The organism is Streptomyces sp. 3N207, assembly GCF_052246355.1.
Classification (GTDB): Bacteria; Actinomycetota; Actinomycetes; order Streptomycetales; family Streptomycetaceae; genus Streptomyces.
The window spans coordinates 91,870-108,912 of the sequence record NZ_JBQQBV010000015.1 but is presented as its reverse complement, the minus strand read 5'-3'; the positions used below and the strand labels follow the sequence as shown (position 1 = coordinate 108,912).

The window sequence follows — 17,043 nt, the reverse complement described above, 5'->3', positions numbered from 1 at the left end:
TAGCCGTAATGTAGATGTTTGCCTCTTTGCCCCGTTGTCCCTTCACATCCGAGCACGTCTGAGCATGTCCAGGAGTCGCGCTGTGCATCATCTTTCTTACGGAGATGTCAAGACCGCCGCCGATCGGGTTGCCGACGGCGTTCGTCCTGTCGCGGTCGCGCGTGCGGACGCCGGGGCCGCGCCGGGGTACGAGTTGTTCTTCGCGTTGGAGTTCATGCAGCACACCGGGAGCTTCAAGGCGCGGGGCGCGCTCAACTTCCTGCTCGCGCATCGGGAGCGTGGCGAGCTGCCCGACGCCGGCGTCACCCTTGCCTCCGGCGGCAACGCGGGGCTCGCGTGCGCCTGGGCCGCGCGGGGGCTGGAGGTGCCCGCGACGGTGTTCCTCCCGGAGACGGCGCCGCAGGTGAAGGTCGACCGGCTGCGTGCGTACGGGGCCGATGTACGGCTCGTCGGTACGGAGTACGCCGAGGCCGCGGCGGCGTGCGAGGCGTTCGCGGCCGAGACCGGCGCTTTGCAGTCGCACGCGTACGACCACCCGCTGATCGCGGCGGGGGCCGGGACGCTGGTGGAGGAGATCCGCTCCCAGGTGCCGCTCGTCGACACCGTGGTGGTGTCGGTGGGCGGGGGCGGCCTGTTCGCCGGGGTCGCGGCGGCCGCGGAGCACCACGGGATCCGGGTGGTGGCTGTCGAGCCCGAGCGGTGCCGGGCGCTGAACGCCGCGCTGGAGGCGGGGCGTGTGGTCGATGTGACGGTCGACTCCGTCGCCGCTGATGCGTTGGGGGCGCGGCGTGCCACGCCGATGGCGTTGTCCGCTGCGGGGCATCGAAACGTGCGGTCGGTGTTGGTGCGGGACGAGGCGGTGGTGTCGGCGCGGCGGGAGTTGTGGGAGCGGTATCGGCTGGCCGTCGAGAATGCGGCGGCTACCGCCGTTGCCGCCGTCGAGGGAGCGGTGGGGGTTGGCGAGGGGGCAGCTTATGTGCCTTCCGCCGGGGAGAGGGTTGTTGTGGTGTTGTGCGGAGGCAATGCGGATCCGGGTGAGCTCGGGGGGTGAGGGCTCCGCCCTGGTTGCGGCTCCCCTCCGTGCTCCGCCGTCGTACGCACGGGCAACCTCGACGATCCGCCCCGGCTCGCCGCGCCGCCCGGGCTGGACAGCTTCTACCGGAATGCGGGCAGGTTGCGCGCGACCCATTCGCCGAACGGCCTGGCCGGACGGCGGAGGACCCGTTCGATGTCCGGGCTGATCTCCTGCTCGGCCGGGAGGGGAGCGCCGAGGATGTCCAGGGTGCCGCCGATGGCCTCCTCCGGCATGAATTGCGCCAGGTGGGCGCGGGCTTCCTCGCGGGACAGCTCCACGAACGCCACCTCCTCGCCCAGAGCCTCGGAAATCACCGTGGCCTGGTGACGCGGGCTGATCGCCTCGGGGCCGGTCAGCTCGTACGTACACCCCGCGTGACCGTCCTCGCGCAGCGCGGCGGCGGCGACCGCGGCTATGTCCGCCGGGTCGACGACCGGCAGCGCCACCTCGCCGAACGGGGCGAACACCGTGCGCTTCGTACGCACCGACTCGGCCCAGGCGTAGGCGTTGGAGGCGAACCCGCCCGGGCGCAGAAGCGTGAACTCCGCCCCTGATGCACGTACGGCGGCCTCGAACTCGCGCAGGCGTGTGTGTGAGGGGGCGTCGGGGCGGGTGGAGTTGATCTGGGAGGAGAGCAGGACGACCCGTTTGACGCCTGCTTCGACGGCTACGTCCAGCAGCGCCTCGGCGCTTTCGCCGGGGCCGTTGAGTTCGCCGCCCAGCAGGATGAAGAGGGCGTCGGAGCCCTTGAGGACCGGCCGCATGCTTGCGGAGTTCCCCAGGTCTGCCTGGGCGTGCCGGACTCCGTCCGGAAGCCCCGCGGGCTGTGCTCGCCGCGAGACCGCGACAACCGCTTCCCCCGCCTCGGCCAGCAGCGGTACCAGTGTCCGTCCGATGTTGCCGGTTGCGCCTGTCACCACGATCATGCGGATTCTCCAAATGAGTTAGTCGACTGACTTACTTCGGCCAGACCGTAGCACAGCCCCACCGGGGGCCGTCTATAGTGAGTTGGGTGACTGACTCAGAAAAGCGGGGGCCGCGGGCGCGGGGCTCGGAGAAGCGGCGGCGGCTCACGGCGGCGGCGGCTCGGGTCTTGCACGAGCGGGGCATCGAGCGCACCACCCTCGGCGACATCGCGCGGGCGGCCGATGTGCCCGTCGGAAACGTCTACTACTACTTCAAGACCAAGGACGAACTGGTCCAGGCGGCGCTGTCCGAGCACAGTGCGCATCTGGACATACTGACTGGTCGGTTGGACGAGTTGGCTGATCCGCGTGAGCGCCTCAAGGGCCTGGTCGAAGCCTGGCTGGAGCAGCGCGATGTCGCCGCGCGGCACGGCTGCCCCACCGGCACCCTGGCCGTCGAGCTCGACAAGCGGGCGGACGGGACCCTCGACGCGGAGGTCGGCGCCGTGCTCCGGCAACTGCTGGACTGGGCCGGACACCAGTTCCGCGCCCTCGGCCTGCCCGACCCCGACGACCTCGCCGTCACCCTCGTCTCCGCCTACCAGGGCATGTCTCTGCTGGCCAACGCCCTCCGCGACCCGGACATCATGACCCGCGAGGGCAACCGCCTGCTGCGCTGGCTCGACGCCTTGTAGCCGCGAGCAATCACCGGGCCTGCGCTCTGCGGCTCTCCGCGATCCGGAGCATGTTCGCCAGGCCCGACGAGGCGTTCTTGAGCGCCAGCCGCAATGCGAGGGCCCCGGCCGCGGGGTCGTCCAGCGCGGAGTGCGCCTCCGCGAGGGCCGCCTGCGCAGCGGCGAGCTGGCGCGCTTCGACGCGGTCGGCAAACGTCGCCACCACCCCGTCGGCCTCGCCGACCAAGTAGCACGGCTTGCCCATGTCACTCACCCACGGCAGCAGTCGCATGCTGTTCGGATCGTATTGGTCGGCCATCGGTTCCGCTCCTCTTCGTTGCCGGAGTACGACGGCCAAGATCCTTGCGGGACTGGGGGGTTGTCCCCATCCCGGCGGCCTATAGGGGCGCCCTATATTGGATGAATGGGCGATCCCTACCAGGACTTGTGGTCTCATCCGCGACTCGCGGATGCCCTCCGGAACGCGGACTGGGGCGCCGTCTTCCGTACGTACCGGAGGCTCACCGGCATCAGCCAGACCAAGCTCGGGGAGCGGGTGGGGCTCGCGCAGTCGGACGTCTCCGAGATCGAGCGGGGGCGCCGCAAGGTGACCTCGGCCGAGGTGCGGCAGCGGATCGTCGAAGGGCTCGGTGTTCCGGGGAACGCACAGGAGGGCGGGGCTGCGAGCGCGCTGCCCGTTGCGGGGCTGGGGCTTCCGGGCACGATGCCCGACGAGGATCTGCTGGCGCGCATCACCGGCGTCGTGGACGCCGCGCACCGGGTCGACGCGGCGACGCTCGACTGGCTGGACCGGTTGCTGGCCGAACACCGCCGCGCCGAGGACTTCATCGGCTCCAGGCCCCTCGTGTCTGTGATGCGCGAGCAGTTGCGGACGGTCGTCAGCCTGCACGCGGGCGCGCGTGGCGAGCTGGCAGACCGCGTGGTGCGACTGGCCGCCGAGCACGCACAGTTCCTCGCCTGGATGGCCCAGGACCAGGACGACACCGCCGCCGCGCTCACCTGGTTCGACCGCTCCCACGAATGGGCCCTGGAGGCCGGCGACCCCGACATGGCGGCCACGACCCTCAATATGAAGGCCCACATGGCGTGGTCCAAGGGGCGGGCACTCAGGTGTGTGCGGCTTGCGGAGGCTTCCCGCTGGTCGGCGCCGGGATCGTCGCTGAGCGTCCAGGGCATGGCCGCACAGATGGCCGGTCGCGGATACGCGCTCATGGGTGAGGCCGACGCGGCCCACCGCCTCTTGGATCAGGCCCAACAGCTGGTGAGCCGCGCCGCTGAGCGCCCGGTATGGATGTACTTCTACGACGAGAACTGGTTCACCCTGCAACAGGGCATGGCCTGCCTCCACCTGCGCGAGTGGCGCGCGGCAGCGAGCCACCTCTCCCGCAGCCTGCGCTCGATGCCCGACACCTACCGCCGCGACAAGACGTGGTACCGCGCCTGCCTCGCCCACGCGTACGCCGAGGCGGGCGAGGCGGAACAGGCTCTGAACACCGCCCTGTCCGCCGTACCCGACGCCGCCGAGATCGGACGCCCTCACTCCTGGAACGAGCTCCACACCACAGCGGCCTCGCTGGTCCGCCACCGCGCCCGGGAGAGCCGCCCGTTGCTGGCTGCCCTGCGCGAACACGACTGAACGCACCGCGGAGGCGTACTCCTCAACAGCTCTCTAGAACGGCCACCCATAGGGTCGGGCCCGCACGCGGTCGTAAAGGCGGCGCAGCCACGGCTCGCGGACGGTGGGGAGGCGGGCGAGGGTGTGGAGGAAGACGTCGGGGTCGGGCCGGAAGACGCTCCAGGGATGCATCGGCGGCGGATCGTCGCGGAGGACGCCGGCGGGCAGGCCGCCCGTTGCGGGGATCAGCGGGCCGCGAGGGAAAGCGAGGTGCATCCATACGTCGGCGGCCAGCGGGGCGACTTCGACGGACGCGGGCGGCTGCCAGGCGTTCCCCGTCTGGGGGTGCTGCGGGACCAGGGCGATGGCGGCGGCCGGGTCGGGGCCGGGCAGGCCAGGGCCGGCCAAGGTGACGCTCCGCGCGGGCGGCCCGGGCGGGAGCAGCGCATCGAGCGCCCGGCCGAAGATGTGCGCGGCGAGGCCTTCGGGTACGGCCACAGCTCTGCCCGCCGAAGCGGCCAGCAGATGGGCCAGCGCCGCGCCGACTGCCGCCTCCCATCGCGGATTCCAGGCCCCGGACGGCGCGATCGGCGGAGTGCTCCGCCCCTCCGCCACAAGTGCCGCCCAGTCGGCGATGGGGCGGGCGGGAACGTCGGCGGTAGCGCGCCGTACGGCGTCGGGTGCGAGCCGCACCGACTGCCACAGCGAGCAGTCGTCGATACGGGTCGCCACCGGCTGCCCGCACTGGGCGCAGGCCAGGTTCGGGCCGTCCCTCCCGTCCAGCCCGATGCAGTAGCCGTCGCAGCGTTCCGGGATCGGGACCGTACCGTGAGTGTCGCCCGGGGCGACGACGACAGCCCCGGGCGCGCCGAAGGAGAGGGCGGGGACCGGCGCGAACACCCCGCGGGCTTCCGCCTCCTCGGGACCGATCTCGCTCCACAGCCGCCATGGCGGCCCGGAAGGCTCCGGATCGACGGCGTACGTCCCGGATTCGAGAAGCGCGGGGAGCAGTTCGTGCCCGTACGACTGATGGGCATGGACGGGAAGCGCAACCCGAGACACGGCGGCGGTCAGCGTGGTGCCGCATCGCGCGCAGGCGAACAGGTCCGCGAACACGTCGGCGATCGGCCTCCCTTCTCAGCGGCGCGGAGTGTGTCTCGTATGTGGTCCGAGAGGCGGTTCGGGGCCTTGCGGTCCAGGGTGCGCAGGGTGTGGTGGAGGTGGGTGGTGCTGCGGGTGGAGGAGACGGTGGTGAGGAGATGGGCGGTGCGGGTCAGGGTCGTGGCGGCTTCCGGCCAGGCACCGGCGTGGGTCTGGGCGGTGAGCTCGGCGACGGAGTGGTAGAGGGCGGCGCGGCCTGCCGGGATCGTCTCGTTGACGCGGTGGAAGAGCAGGACGGCGGCGCCCGGCTCGCCCAGGGTCAGCAGCATCTGCGCCTCGTGGCCGAGGACTTCCGTTTCGTCCACCCACCAGGTCCAGGAGGGGTCGCGCGGGGCCAGGGAGTCCTGGAGTCCGCCCCGTGCCCGGCGCATCACCTCGCGGGCCCGGGCGCGCTCGCCCGTCTGCGCCAGGGCACGGGCCTGTCGTACGCGGGCCAGCAGGGCGACCCGCGGCGGGATGCCGGGGCGGGTCAGCAACTCCTCGGAGAGCGCGAGGGCTTGGCGCGGGTCGGCGGTGGCGACGGCGTGCATGGCGAGCATGTCGAGGGCGAACCACTGTCGAGGGCGGTCACCGGCGCGTACGGCCAGCGTGTGGGAGTCCGCGAAGGCATGGCGGGCCGCGTGTTTCCGGCCCGCGTCGAAGAGGAGCCAGCCGGCGATCTGGGCGAGCTCCGCGACCTCGGCGGCCCGCCCCTTGTCGGGCGTCGGACCCGGTCGTGCCCGTTCGGTCGTCCATATCCGCCGGGCCGCGGATGCCACCGCGTCGCCGCCGTACCGGTCCTCATGGCGGAGCAGCGGACCCATCGCCGCCTTCACGATCCCCTCACCCTGGCCGCCCACCCGGCCAGGGTACGCAGCGCCGTATGGCGTTATCGTGCGGGCATGAGCGCCCCAGGCAGCAACGACTACGAGAGACTCCAGCAGGACGTCCTGCGGATGCGGACGTCCTCCCCCGCCGAGCGGAGGGCGTTCCTCCGGCAGCGGAGGAACACCCCTGTCAACGCACGACGGGCCCTCATGCTGGCCGGTGCCGTGTATCTGCTCGGCGGGATCGGCGAGACGGTCAAGGCGGTTCAGGAGAACAAGTCCGCGCTGATCATCGGCGTACTCGTGGCCGCCACAGCCCTGTCGGCCCTCATGATCGAGCTGGGGCGGCGCGGTCGTACCCGGCTCGGCTTCACCGTCTTCGTCGTCGGGTTCATCGTCCTCTCCTTCTTCGGGATGCTCTGAGTCCTCCCCGCAGGAGGGGCTTCACCGCCGAAGGCGCTTCACCGCAGGAACGCCGCTGCCACCCCGGCGTCCACCGGGATGTGCAGCCCCGTCGTACGGGTCAGATCGCCGCCCGTGAGGGCGAAGACGGCTGCCGCGACGTGTTCCGGCAGGACCTCGCGCTTCAGCAGCGTCCGCTGGGCATAGAACTCGCCCAGTTTGTCCTCTTCCACCCCGTAGACGGCGGCGCGTTGGGCGCCCCAGCCGCCGGCGAAGATCCCGGAGCCGCGGACGACACCGTCCGGGTTGACGCCGTTGACGCGGATGCCGTACTCCCCCAGTTCGGCGGCGAGCAGCCGCACTTGGTGGGCCTGATCGGCCTTGGTCGCGGCGTAGGCGATGTTCTTGGGGCCCGCGAAGACCGCGTTCTTGGAGGCGATGTAGACGATGTCGCCGCCCAGCCCCTGCGCCCGCATCAGCCGGGCCGCCTCGCGGGAGACGAGGAAGGAGCCACGGGCCATGATGTCGTGCTGGAGGTCCCAGTCGGCGGCGGTGGTCTCCAGGAGGGGCTTGGAGAGGGAGATTCCCGCGTTGTTGACGACGAGATCCACGCCGCCGAAGGCCAGCGAAGCCGCCGCGAACGCGGCCTCGATCTGCTCCTCGCGGGTCACATCGACGGTGACGGCGACGGCCTTGTCCGGCCCGCCCAACTCCTCGGCGACCGCGACCGCGTCCGCACCGTTGCGGTCCGCGACCACCACACACGCACCCTCGGCCGACAGCCGCCGGGCGATCGCCTTGCCGATGCCGGAGGCGGCCCCGGTCACCAGCGCGATCCGCCCCGCCAGCGGACTGGGCTCCGGCATGCGCCGCAGCTTCGCCTCCTCCAGCTCCCAGTACTCGATCCGGAACTTCTCCGACTCCTCGATCGGCGCGTACGAGGAGACGGCTTCCGCACCCCGCATCACATTGACGGCGTTCAGATAGAACTCGCCCGCCACCCGCGCGGTCTGCTTGTCCTTGCCGAACGAGAACATGCCGACGCCGGGTACGAGAACGATCGCCGGGTCGGCGCCCCGCATCGGGGGTGAGTCGGCGGTGGCGTGCCGGGCGTAGTAGGCGGCGTACTCCTCGCGGTACGCGGCATGCAGCTCGCGCAGCCGGGCGATCGCCTCGTCGAGGGGCGCGGTGGCGGGCAGATCGAGGACGAGAGGGCGGACCTTGGTACGCAGGAAGTGGTCCGGGCAGGACGTGCCGAGCGCGGCGAGCCGGGGGTGCTCGGCGCGGGAGAGGAAGTCCAGTACCGGCCCGGCGTCGGTGAAGTGCCCGACGAGCCGCCCTGCGGCCTCGTGTGCATCCGTGGAGACCAGCCCGCGCAGCACCGGCGCCAACGCGGCGGCCCGCGCCCGGCGTTCGGGCTCGGGCAGCGGCCGGTAACCGTCACCGAGGAGCGGACCGAACGGTTCCGGGACGCCGTGCCGCGCCAGGAACTCCTCCGCCGTACGGATCATCCACAGCGAGTTGCGCTCGCACTCCTCGGACGTGTCGCCCCACGCGGTGATCCCGTGCCCGCCGAGTACGACGCCGACCGCCTGCGGATTGGCCTCCTTGACGGCGGCGATGTCCAGCCCGAGCTGGAATCCGGGGCGCCGCCAGGGCACCCATACGACGGACTCGCCGAAGCACTCCCGGGTCAGCTTCTCGCCGTCGGCCGCGCAGGCGAGGGCTATGCCGGAGTCCGGGTGCAGATGGTCGACGTGTGCCGCGTCCAGCAGTCCGTGCATGGCCGTGTCGATGGACGGTGCGGCGCCGCCCTTGCCGTGCAGGCAGTAGTCGAACGCCGGGACCATCTCGTCCTCGCGCTCCACACCGGGGTAGGTGGCGGTGAGCGCCCGCAGCCGGTCCAGCCGCAGCACGGCCAGCCCCTGCTCGGTGAGCGTCCCCAGATCCCCGCCCGACCCCTTGACCCACATCAGCTCGACGGGCTGCCCGGTGACGGGATCGGTGGCGGCACCTTTGGCGGAGGCGTTCCCTCCCGCGTAGTTGGTGTTGCGCGGATCGGCGCCGAGCGTATGAGCGCGGCCGAGGAGAGCGGCCACGGCGGGGTGGTGGGACGAGGAGGGCATGGCTTCCTTTGTGAAACGATTCAAACGGCGCAAGCAGCAAGCTAGAGGGGGCCGTTGAGCGCTGTCAACGGTGCCGGGACCACTCGGAGACCGGGCTCCAGTCGGCGATCAGCGCGAGGAGGCCGGGGAAGCGTGCCTCCAGGTCCTCGATACGGACCTGGTTGCGGCGGGAGGGGCCGTACTGGCGCTGCCGGATGAGGCCCGCCTCGCGCAGGGCGCGGAAGTGGTGGGTGAGCGAGGACTTGGGGCGGTCCAGCTCGAACCAGGTGCAGGTGTGGTCGAAATCGACCGACTCCAGCAGCAGTTTGCGGACCACGCCGATCCGGAGCGGATCGCTGAGTGCCGCCATCACCGCCTCCAGCCGGATCTCGTCCCGGGCGGGCTCGGGCAGCGGCTCGGGGAGCTCGGCACCGGGTGGGGGCGGCGGGATACGGAAGTCCCGGACGAGGGCCGTGTCGCTCAAGAGGGCCTCCTTCGACGGCGGAGCGTACTGCTGACCGCTCGACGGGCCGCCCGGCGAATCCCCGGCGGATCCCCTGCGGGCGGTACGGCGGCTGGGCAGCGTATTGCGAGTAGTACGAGTTGCATCGTACTACCCACCGCTGGTACGAATTCTCTCGTACTACTTGTACGAGTCTACTCGTACACCTCTCCGTGCCCTCCCCTGCCCAGGAGCTCCCGTATGTCCACGCCGTCCGCACGATCCGCACGCTGGATGTGGCTGGCCGCCTGGCCCGTCGTCGCCGTGCTCGCCCTCTCCAACGAACCCGCGCCGCTCTATGTGCTGTGGCAGGACCGGATCGGCTTCTCCGCCGCCACGCTGACGGCGATCTACGCCTTCTACATCGCGGGACTCCTGGGCACCCTCACCGTCGCAGGCACCCTCTCCGACCGCTTCGGCCGCAAGCCGGTGCTGCTGCCCGGACTGGCGCTCGGCCTCGTCGCCTCCGCGATGTTCGCCACCGCGCACTCCGTACCTGTACTCCTCGTCGCGCGGCTGCTGAGCGGGATCGCGGTCGGCGCGTTCCTCTCCGCCGGGATGGCAGCCGTCTCCGATCTCGCGGACCGTACGCAGAAGCGAACCGCGGGGCTCGTCGCCTCGTCCTCGATGGTCGGCGGCGCCGCTGTCGGCCCGCTGTTGGCGGGGCTGCTGTCCGAGCTGGTGCCCGGGCCGTCCGTCACCGTCTTCCTGGTCCAGCTCGGTCTGCTGCTGGCTGCGCTGGTGGTCGTACTGCGGATGCCGCTGCCGCGCCGGGCCTCGGGGGCCGTGCCCTCGGGGTCGCGGCGTTGGGTGCGTATCCCCTCCGCGCCGCGCGCCAACCGGCGTCAGCTCCTGCTCGGCCTCGCCGTCTTCGCACCCGCGATCGCGGCCACGGGCTTCGTGCTGTCGCTCGGCCCCACCCTGCTCGCCGACCTGCTGCACACCAGCAGCCGGATACTCTCCGGGGCCACCATCTTCGTCCTGTTCGCCGCCGCGACGGGGATCCAGTTCGCCGCGCGCCGGCTGCGGGTGCGGACGGATCTGCTGACCGGGGCTGCGCTGACCGGGGTGAGCATGGCCACGCTCGTCCTCGCCGTCCGTACCACCTCGGTACCGGCGCTCGTCGCCTCCGCCGTGCTCGCCGGACTCGGCCAGGGCCTCACCCAGCTCGGCGCCCTGACCATGCTCAGCGCGGGCGTCCCGGCCGGACGCCTCGCCGAGGCCAACGCCGCCCTCACCGCAGGCGGTTATCTGCTGGCCGGCGCGCTTCCGGTGGCGGCCGGCGCGCTCAGCGATGCCACTTCGCTGAACACCGCAACCGCTGTGTTCAGCGCGACAGTCGCCGCGTTGTCCCTCGCGGGGGCGTCGGCGGTGGTGCTTCGCGGGCGGGGTGAGGGAGACGGTGACAACGGGCGGCGAGAGGTTGTCGTCCGGGCCCGGCGGGTGCGGCTTCCCTCGGGTGTGCGGGCCTCGGGTTCGGGTGTGCGCTGAGTGGGAGTCCGGGCAGTGGCCCGGTTTCCCCACCGCTGTGGTTCCCGTAGTGCCAGCCACCCGCCCGCCAGCTCCGCGGGCGCTCCGGTCGGGCCCTTCTCAGTCGCCGTCGAGGGCTTGGCGCCAGGTCTGCACAGCTGCCGGGTCGACCGGGGCCGCCCAGCCCTCGGGGCGGGCCGCGCTGCCGATGTGGAAGGCGTCGATACCGGCCCGGCGCAGGCCGGGGACGTGAGCGAGGGTCAGGCCGCCGCCGACCAGCAGCCGGGGGCCGTAACCGGGCTCGTGCGCCGCGCCGCGGGCGGCTTCGGCGAGCAGCGTCGGGTACCCCTCGGCGACGCCGTCCGGGGAGCCGGCGGTGAGATACGTGTCGAGACCGGGCATGTCGGCGAGCTGCTTGCGGAGGGCATCACGGTCGGCGGCGCGGTCGAGGGCGCGGTGGAATGTCCACCGGCAGCCGGGGACGACGGCCGTCACCGCCTCGACCGCACGCAGGTCAGCTTGCCCGGCGTCGTCGAGGAAGCCGAGGACGAACTCCTCGGCGCCCGCCGTACGCAGCGCGTCGGCCCGGGCGCACAGTTCCTCGATCCCGGCGTCGCCCCCGGCGCTGAAGCCGTCGGCGAGCCGCAGCATCACCCGAAGGGGGATGCCGACGGCCTCCCGGACGGCGGTGAAGGTCTCCAGGGACGGGGAGAGCCCGTCGGCGGCCATGTCGGTGACCACCTCAAGGCGGTCCGCTCCTCCGGCCTCCGCGGCAGCGGCGTCTTCCGCGCTGAGCGCAACCACCTCGAGAATTGGTCTAGACATGCTGAACAGATTGCCATACGGCGGAGTGCGCTGGAAGACGGCGCTCCCTTCGGACGACAATTGCCCGATGTCGACAACAGACCCCCCAGACGGCGACCGGGCCGGGAACAGTTCGGCGGACGGCATGCACCGCGCGCTGCTCCAACGCTGGAACGCGCTGCTGGTCAGCGCCCGCGGCGGCGCCGAGGGTCCCGACCCCGCACCGTACGGCGAGGAGCTTCTCGGCCGCTGGGCCGAGCCCCACCGCCGCTACCACGCCACGCCCCACCTGCGCGCCGTGCTCGACCGCGTCGACGAACTCGCCGCGCAGCTCTCCCCCGCCTCCTCCCTCTCCTCCGCGGGGCAGGGGCAGGAGCCCACCACCGCGAGCACTGTTCCCGGCCCCCTCCCGGGTGCGGACCTGGACGCCGTACGCCTCGCCGCCTGGTTCCATGACGCCGTCTACCGTCCCGATCGCAGCGAGAACGAGGAGCGCAGCGCCCGGCTCGCCGAACGCGCGCTGCCCGAGGCGGGGGTGCCTCAGGCGCGTACCGCCGAGGTCGCCCGCCTCGTCCGCCTCACGACCAGCCATGATCCCGCCTCCGGCGATCTGAACGGTGAACTGCTCTGCGACGCGGACCTCGCCGTCCTGGCCGGCTCCCCCGAGAGTTACGCGCACTACGCCGCCGAGGTCCGCCAGGAGTACGCCTTCGTCCCCGACGCCGCCTTCCGCGCGGGCCGCGCCACCGTCCTCCGCCAACTCCTCGGCCTCCCCCATCTCTTCCGCACCCCCTACGGCCGCACCCACTGGGAACCCACCGCCCGCCACAACCTGACGACGGAGCTGCAACTGCTCCAGGCGTGAAACCCGGGCCGGCGACCGGGAATGCGCAGGTGGCACCACCGGTTGAGGGGGCATGCCTGGCGATCTCGTACGGGGTGGGGCGGCTTCCGCTCGTGTTCCGGTTTCGGTCTATGTGTTGGGGCTCTCCGTCTTCGCGCTGGGGACCTCGGAGTTCATGCTTTCGGGGATTCTTCAGCCGTTGGCCCGGGATCTGGGCGTTTCGATCCCGAAGGCAGGGCTTTTGGTGTCGGCGTTCGCGGTGGGGATGGTGGTCGGGGCGCCGGTGCTGGCGGCGGCGACGTTGAAGCTACCGCGCCGTACGACGCTGATCGCGCTGCTGGCCGCGTTCATGCTGGGGCAGGTCGCGGGGGCGCTCGCGCCCACCTACGAGGTGCTGTTCGTCTCCCGGGTGGTGAGCGCGCTGGCCTGCGCCGGGTTCTGGGCGGTAGGTGCCGCGGTCGCCGTCTCGCTGGTGCCGGAGAACGCGCGGGCCCGCGCCATGGCGATCATGCTGGGCGGGCTGAGCATCGCCAATGTCGCGGGTGTTCCGGCAGGTTCGTTCCTGGGGCAGCAGGCCGGGTGGCGCTCGGCGTTCTGGGCGGTCGCCGCGCTGGCGGCCGTCGGGCTGGTCGGGGTGCTGGCGCTGGTGCCGCGCACTGCGGTGCCGACGGGTGCCGACGCGCCCAAACTCCGGCGTGAGCTGCGGATCTACCGCGACAAGCAGGTGTGGCTCGCGCTGCTGACCATCGCGCTGAACGCGGGCGCCGTCTTCGCGCTCTTCTCCTACCTCGCACCGCTGCTCACCGATGTGGCCGGGCTGCCGGAGAGCTGGGTGCCCAGCGTGCTCGCGCTGTTCGGGCTCGGCGGGCTGATCGGCACGGTGATCGGCGGGCGGATCGCGGACGCACATCTGTTCGGCACGATGTACGGCGGCATCGCGGCGTCGACCACCGTGCTGGCCCTGCTGGCGCTGCTCGCCGAGTACCGCTGGGTGGCGATTGCGCTGGCGCTGATGCTCGGCGTCACGGCCTTCACGACGGGGCCCGCGCTGAATGCCCGGATGTTCAGCGCCGCCGACGCGGCCCCCACCCTCGCGGGGGCCACGGCCACAGCCTCGTTCAACATCGGCAACACGGTGGGCCCCTGGCTCGGCGGCCTGGCCATCTCCGCCGGGTGGGGATACGCGGCGGTGGCCTGGGTCGGCGCGGTCATGGCAGCGGGCGCGGTGCTGATGACGGCCGTCTCCTCCCGCGTGCATGCGCGGTCGCGGGTCGTCGCCGGGTCCATGGTTGAGCCCTCGCTGCCCGCCGCGCCGCCCTCTTCTCCGCCGCAGCGGCGCGCACCATACGAGACGTGACCGGCGGTGCCCGCCCTGGCGCAACCCGCCGTAGGGGCTGATGCCGTCGGCCCACCGCGGCTGGCCGGTGGCTGAGCGCGCAGTTCCCCGCGCCCCTTCGGGGCGCGCCCCCTTCGGGGCGCATCAGCGCTTTCGGCGGCGGAGGCCCGCAGACGTGAGGCGGCGCAGAAGTTCCTTGGAGCCGACCGGGACTGCTCCGGCGCGCACCGCGGTGTCGTACAGCGTCGAGGGCACGTCGTAGTGGTCCCCGTCGAAGGCGCGCGGCGGGGAGCCGATGAGCGCCGCGAACGCGTGGAGTTCCTCGTACGAGACGTCGCTCACCAGGTGTGACCACATGCGGCCGTGCCCCGGCCAGATCGGCGGGTCGATATAGACGGTCACCCCGTGGACCCCGGGCTCACAGCTTGCCGCCCAGGTAACCCACCCGGGCCACCACCGTCGAGGTCTTGCCGCAGACCCAGTGCGGCTCCTCGCCGAGCTCGGGTTCGACGTCGAGTGCGTGGAAATCGGGGCCGACGCATACGGGACAGACGGGCCAGCGCCCGTACCGTTCGAGCAGCGCGTCCTGCACGTCCTGCGCCACCAGGCCGTCGACGAAGGCCACGCCCTCCGGCCACTGGCCGACCCACCAGCGGCGGTGGGTGACCGCTTCCTCGACGAGCGAGACGATGTCGGCGCGCGCGACATCGCTCGCCTCCAAGTCGGCGAGGATCAGTGCGCGGGCCGCGTGCAGCGCCCGCTCCAGCGCGTTCTGCCGGCCCTCGCCGTGGGGGCCCTTTTCGGGGGGACCCGAGTCCGATGCGGATTCCTTCGGTTCCATACCTCCATTGCACCACTGCGGACCCGAAACGATCACAGCTCGCGCCGCGTCGGGCATTGACGAAGGACCGATTCGAAAATATCTTCCACCCGTGAGCAGTGATCTGAAGGAAAATTTCGCCTTCCACCCGGGACGCGGAACGGCAGGGCCGGGCACGCAGCCTCCGGCCCCCCGCAGCGCGGGCGAAACGGCCCGCAACGGCCCGCGCCAGAGCGGCAGCGGCGCACGTGAATCCGGCAGCGGCGCCCCCTCCGCAACCCCCGCCAACCGCCCGGGCCCCACCGCGCTCGCGGCCAAGGTCCGCACGATGGCACCGTCGATGACGCGCTCGATGCAGCGCGTCGCCGAAGCCGTCGCGAACGACCCCGCGGGATGTGCCCAGCTCACCGTCACGGGGCTCGCCGAGCGCACGGGCACCAGCGAGGCCACCGTCGTCCGCACCTCCCGGCTGCTCGGCTATCCGGGCTACCGCGATCTGCGGCTCGCCCTCGCCGGGCTCGCGGCGCAGCAGGAGTCGGGCGCGGCTCCGGCCGTGACCGCCGACATCGTGGTCGACGATCCGATCGCCGATGTCGTCGCCAAGCTGGCGCTCGACGAGCAGCAGACCCTCGCCGACACCGCGGCAGCGCTCGATGTCGCACAGGTCGAGGCCGCGGTCGCGGCGATGGCCACGGCCCGCCGGATCGATGTGTACGGGGTCGGTGCCTCCGGGCTCGTCAGCCAGGACCTGGCGCAGAAGCTGCTGCGCATCGGCATGGTGGCGCACAGCCATGTGGACCCCCATCTGGCCGTCACCAACGCCGTCCAGATGCGGGCGGGCGATGTCGCGCTCGCCATCACCCATTCGGGTCGGACGGTGGATGTCATCGAGCCGCTGCGGGTCGCCTTCGACCGGGGCGCGACGACCATCGCGATCACGGGCCGCCCGGACGGCGAGGTCGCCCAGTACGCCGACCACGTGCTGACGACCTCCACGGCGCGGGAGAGCGAGCTGCGCCCGGCGGCGATGTCCAGCAGGACCAGTCAGCTGCTCGTGGTCGACTGCCTGTTCATAGGGGTGGCCCAGCGCACATACGAAACGGCGGCGCCCGCGCTCTCCGCTTCGTACGAGGCGCTGGCGCACCGCCACTCCCCCCGCCCGCGCACCCGCTGAGGCCCCGCCGACAGCCACGCACCGTTGCGGCTTCCGCCGACGGCTGCGTACCGCTGAGGTTCCGCCGACAGCCGCGTGCCGCTGAGGTTTTCCGCCGACAGCCACGCACCGCTGAGGTTCCCGCCGACCCGCACCGCGTCCCCCGACGGGCCCACGCGCCCGCCGCCAGGCCCACCGGACCCCGCCGCCCCGAGCCACAGAAAGCTGCGCCTCGATGACCACCTCACAGACGACCACCTCACAGTCCGGCACCGGGCAGCCCGCCACCGCGCAGGGCGCTGCGCCGAAGTCGGCGGCCTCCCGGTCGGCCGGCGCGCGGTCCGCCGACCGCCTCGATCCGGACTCCGGGCCCTCCCGTTACGACGAGCTGCGCCAGCAGTTGGACACGCTCACCACCGAGGCGTTCCGCAGCGAGCTGGCCGAGATCGACCAGCTGCCCACGCTGGAGATCGCGAAGATCATGAACGGCGAGGACAGCACCGTGCCCACGGCCGTCGCCGCGCAGCTGCCCGCGATCGCCGCCGCGATCGACGCCATCGCGGAGCGGATGGCCCGGGGCGGCCGGCTCCTCTACGCGGGCGCCGGCACGGCCGGCCGGCTGGGGGTGCTGGACGCCAGCGAGTGCCCGCCCACCTTCAACACGGCTCCCGGCCAGGTCACCGGGGTGATCGCGGGCGGCCCCGACGCCATGGTGGACTCGGTCGAGGGCGCCGAGGACAGCGCCGAGGCGGCAGTGGCCGACCTGACGGCGCTCGACCTCGCGGCGGACGACACGGTGGTCGGCATCTCCGCGTCCGGCCGTACGCCCTTCGCCGTCGGCGCCGTCGAGTACGCGCGCTCCCGCGGGGCACTCACGGTGGGGCTGGCCTGCAACGAGGGCTCGGCGCTCGGCGCGGCCGCGGAGCACGGCATCGAGGTCGTCGTCGGGCCTGAGCTGCTGACCGGCTCCACCCGGCTCAAGGCGGGCACGGCGCAGAAGCTCGTGCTCAACATGCTCTCCACCATCACGATGATCCGGCTCGGCAAGACCTACGGAAACCTGATGGTGGACGTACGCGCCTCGAACGAGAAGCTGCGGGCGCGCTCGCGGCGCATCGTCTCGCTGGCCACCGGCGCGCCGGACGAGGAGATCGAGGCGGCGCTGGCGGCCACGGACGGCGAGGTCAAGGCGGCGATCCTCACCGTTCTCGGCGGCGTCGACGGCCCGACGGCGGAGCGGCTGCTCGCCGCCTCGCACGGCCACCTGCGCGCGGCACTGCGGTCCGCCGCCGACGAGGCGTGAAGCACGCCCGACCGACCCCACAGCAACCCCTCAACCGTCCGCACCAT

General features: G+C 72.3%; 18 protein-coding genes. 9 read left to right on the top strand and 9 right to left on the bottom strand.

All coding sequences use genetic code 11. The annotated features are described in order from the left end of the window. Window positions 1–82 precede the first annotated feature (82 nt). A complete protein-coding gene (locus tag ACTWP9_RS23305) occupies window positions 83–1,051 on the top strand; it encodes a serine/threonine dehydratase (RefSeq protein ID WP_443248185.1) in 969 nt (322 codons plus the stop codon). Between the two features lie 104 nt (window positions 1,052–1,155). Here ACTWP9_RS23305 and ACTWP9_RS23300 read toward each other — a convergent pair whose 3' ends face one another. Next, window positions 1,156–2,001, bottom strand: a complete 846-nt coding sequence (locus ACTWP9_RS23300; protein WP_443248184.1) for an NAD(P)H-binding protein — start codon at window positions 1,999–2,001, stop codon at window positions 1,156–1,158. Window positions 2,002–2,087: 86 nt separating this feature from the next. On the opposite strand from ACTWP9_RS23300, the gene ACTWP9_RS23295 reads away from it, so the two are divergent. After that, entirely contained in the window at window positions 2,088–2,675 is a 588-nt protein-coding gene (locus ACTWP9_RS23295) for a TetR/AcrR family transcriptional regulator (protein WP_443248183.1), read from the top strand. A gap of 10 nt (window positions 2,676–2,685) precedes the next feature. Here the strand turns inward: ACTWP9_RS23295 and ACTWP9_RS23290 are convergent, their stop codons facing one another. Further along, entirely contained in the window at window positions 2,686–2,973 is a 288-nt protein-coding gene (locus ACTWP9_RS23290; protein WP_443248182.1) for a hypothetical protein, read from the bottom strand. Between the two features lie 105 nt (window positions 2,974–3,078). Between ACTWP9_RS23290 and ACTWP9_RS23285 the strand changes: the two genes are divergently transcribed. Continuing rightward, window positions 3,079–4,311, top strand: coding sequence for a helix-turn-helix domain-containing protein (locus ACTWP9_RS23285; RefSeq protein ID WP_443248181.1), 1,233 nt, complete (start codon window positions 3,079–3,081; stop codon window positions 4,309–4,311). Between the two features lie 33 nt (window positions 4,312–4,344). Here the strand turns inward: ACTWP9_RS23285 and ACTWP9_RS23280 are convergent, their stop codons facing one another. Together ACTWP9_RS23280 and ACTWP9_RS23275 are read right to left on the bottom strand one after the other, a co-directional pair. Further along, on the bottom strand, window positions 4,345–5,406 hold the full coding sequence (locus ACTWP9_RS23280; protein WP_443248180.1) for a hypothetical protein: 1,062 nt from the start codon (window positions 5,404–5,406) through the stop codon (window positions 4,345–4,347). Further along, window positions 5,361–6,290, bottom strand: a complete 930-nt coding sequence (locus ACTWP9_RS23275; protein ID WP_443248179.1) for a helix-turn-helix domain-containing protein — start codon at window positions 6,288–6,290, stop codon at window positions 5,361–5,363. Before ACTWP9_RS23275 ends, ACTWP9_RS23280 begins: the two co-directional genes overlap by 46 nt. 42 nt (window positions 6,291–6,332) lie before the next feature. Between ACTWP9_RS23275 and ACTWP9_RS23270 the strand changes: the two genes are divergently transcribed. Then, window positions 6,333–6,680 (top strand): hypothetical protein, encoded by a 348-nt coding sequence (locus ACTWP9_RS23270; protein WP_443248178.1) that lies wholly within the window; start codon window positions 6,333–6,335, stop codon window positions 6,678–6,680. 38 nt (window positions 6,681–6,718) lie between these two features. Here ACTWP9_RS23270 and ACTWP9_RS23265 read toward each other — a convergent pair whose 3' ends face one another. Next, entirely contained in the window at window positions 6,719–8,785 is a 2,067-nt protein-coding gene (locus ACTWP9_RS23265; protein WP_443248177.1) for a bifunctional aldolase/short-chain dehydrogenase, read from the bottom strand. Between the two features lie 64 nt (window positions 8,786–8,849). Beyond that, window positions 8,850–9,248: an ArsR/SmtB family transcription factor gene (locus tag ACTWP9_RS23260; protein ID WP_443248176.1), complete on the bottom strand. Its 399-nt coding sequence runs from the start codon at window positions 9,246–9,248 to the stop codon at window positions 8,850–8,852. Window positions 9,249–9,467: 219 nt separating this feature from the next. On the opposite strand from ACTWP9_RS23260, the gene ACTWP9_RS23255 reads away from it, so the two are divergent. Further along, window positions 9,468–10,757, top strand: a complete 1,290-nt coding sequence (locus tag ACTWP9_RS23255) for an MFS transporter (RefSeq protein ID WP_443248175.1) — start codon at window positions 9,468–9,470, stop codon at window positions 10,755–10,757. A 99-nt stretch (window positions 10,758–10,856) separates the two neighbouring features. On the opposite strand, the gene ACTWP9_RS23250 is transcribed toward ACTWP9_RS23255, so the two are convergent. Beyond that, window positions 10,857–11,561: a copper homeostasis protein CutC gene (locus ACTWP9_RS23250; protein ID WP_443248174.1), complete on the bottom strand. Its 705-nt coding sequence runs from the start codon at window positions 11,559–11,561 to the stop codon at window positions 10,857–10,859. Between the two features lie 67 nt (window positions 11,562–11,628). Here ACTWP9_RS23250 and ACTWP9_RS23245 point away from each other — a divergent pair, with 67 nt between their 5' ends. Further along, window positions 11,629–12,405 (top strand): HD domain-containing protein, encoded by a 777-nt coding sequence (locus ACTWP9_RS23245; protein ID WP_443248173.1) that lies wholly within the window; start codon window positions 11,629–11,631, stop codon window positions 12,403–12,405. A 52-nt stretch (window positions 12,406–12,457) separates the two neighbouring features. Next, window positions 12,458–13,741: a Cmx/CmrA family chloramphenicol efflux MFS transporter gene (locus tag ACTWP9_RS23240; RefSeq protein WP_443248172.1), complete on the top strand. Its 1,284-nt coding sequence runs from the start codon at window positions 12,458–12,460 to the stop codon at window positions 13,739–13,741. Window positions 13,742–13,864: 123 nt separating this feature from the next. Here ACTWP9_RS23240 and ACTWP9_RS23235 read toward each other — a convergent pair whose 3' ends face one another. Then, the gene (locus ACTWP9_RS23235) at window positions 13,865–14,122 is read right to left on the bottom strand and encodes a DUF4031 domain-containing protein (RefSeq protein ID WP_443248171.1); all 258 of its coding nucleotides are present in this window, start codon (window positions 14,120–14,122) and stop codon (window positions 13,865–13,867) included. Window positions 14,123–14,138: 16 nt separating this feature from the next. Continuing rightward, window positions 14,139–14,561: a hypothetical protein gene (locus ACTWP9_RS23230; protein WP_443248170.1), complete on the bottom strand. Its 423-nt coding sequence runs from the start codon at window positions 14,559–14,561 to the stop codon at window positions 14,139–14,141. Between the two features lie 91 nt (window positions 14,562–14,652). On the opposite strand from ACTWP9_RS23230, the gene ACTWP9_RS23225 reads away from it, so the two are divergent. Together ACTWP9_RS23225 and murQ are read left to right on the top strand one after the other, a co-directional pair. Beyond that, window positions 14,653–15,714: a MurR/RpiR family transcriptional regulator gene (locus ACTWP9_RS23225; RefSeq protein WP_443248169.1), complete on the top strand. Its 1,062-nt coding sequence runs from the start codon at window positions 14,653–14,655 to the stop codon at window positions 15,712–15,714. A gap of 214 nt (window positions 15,715–15,928) precedes the next feature. Then, entirely contained in the window at window positions 15,929–16,996 is a 1,068-nt protein-coding gene (murQ, locus tag ACTWP9_RS23220) for an N-acetylmuramic acid 6-phosphate etherase (RefSeq protein WP_443248168.1), read from the top strand. The last annotated feature ends 47 nt before the right edge of the window (window positions 16,997–17,043 follow it).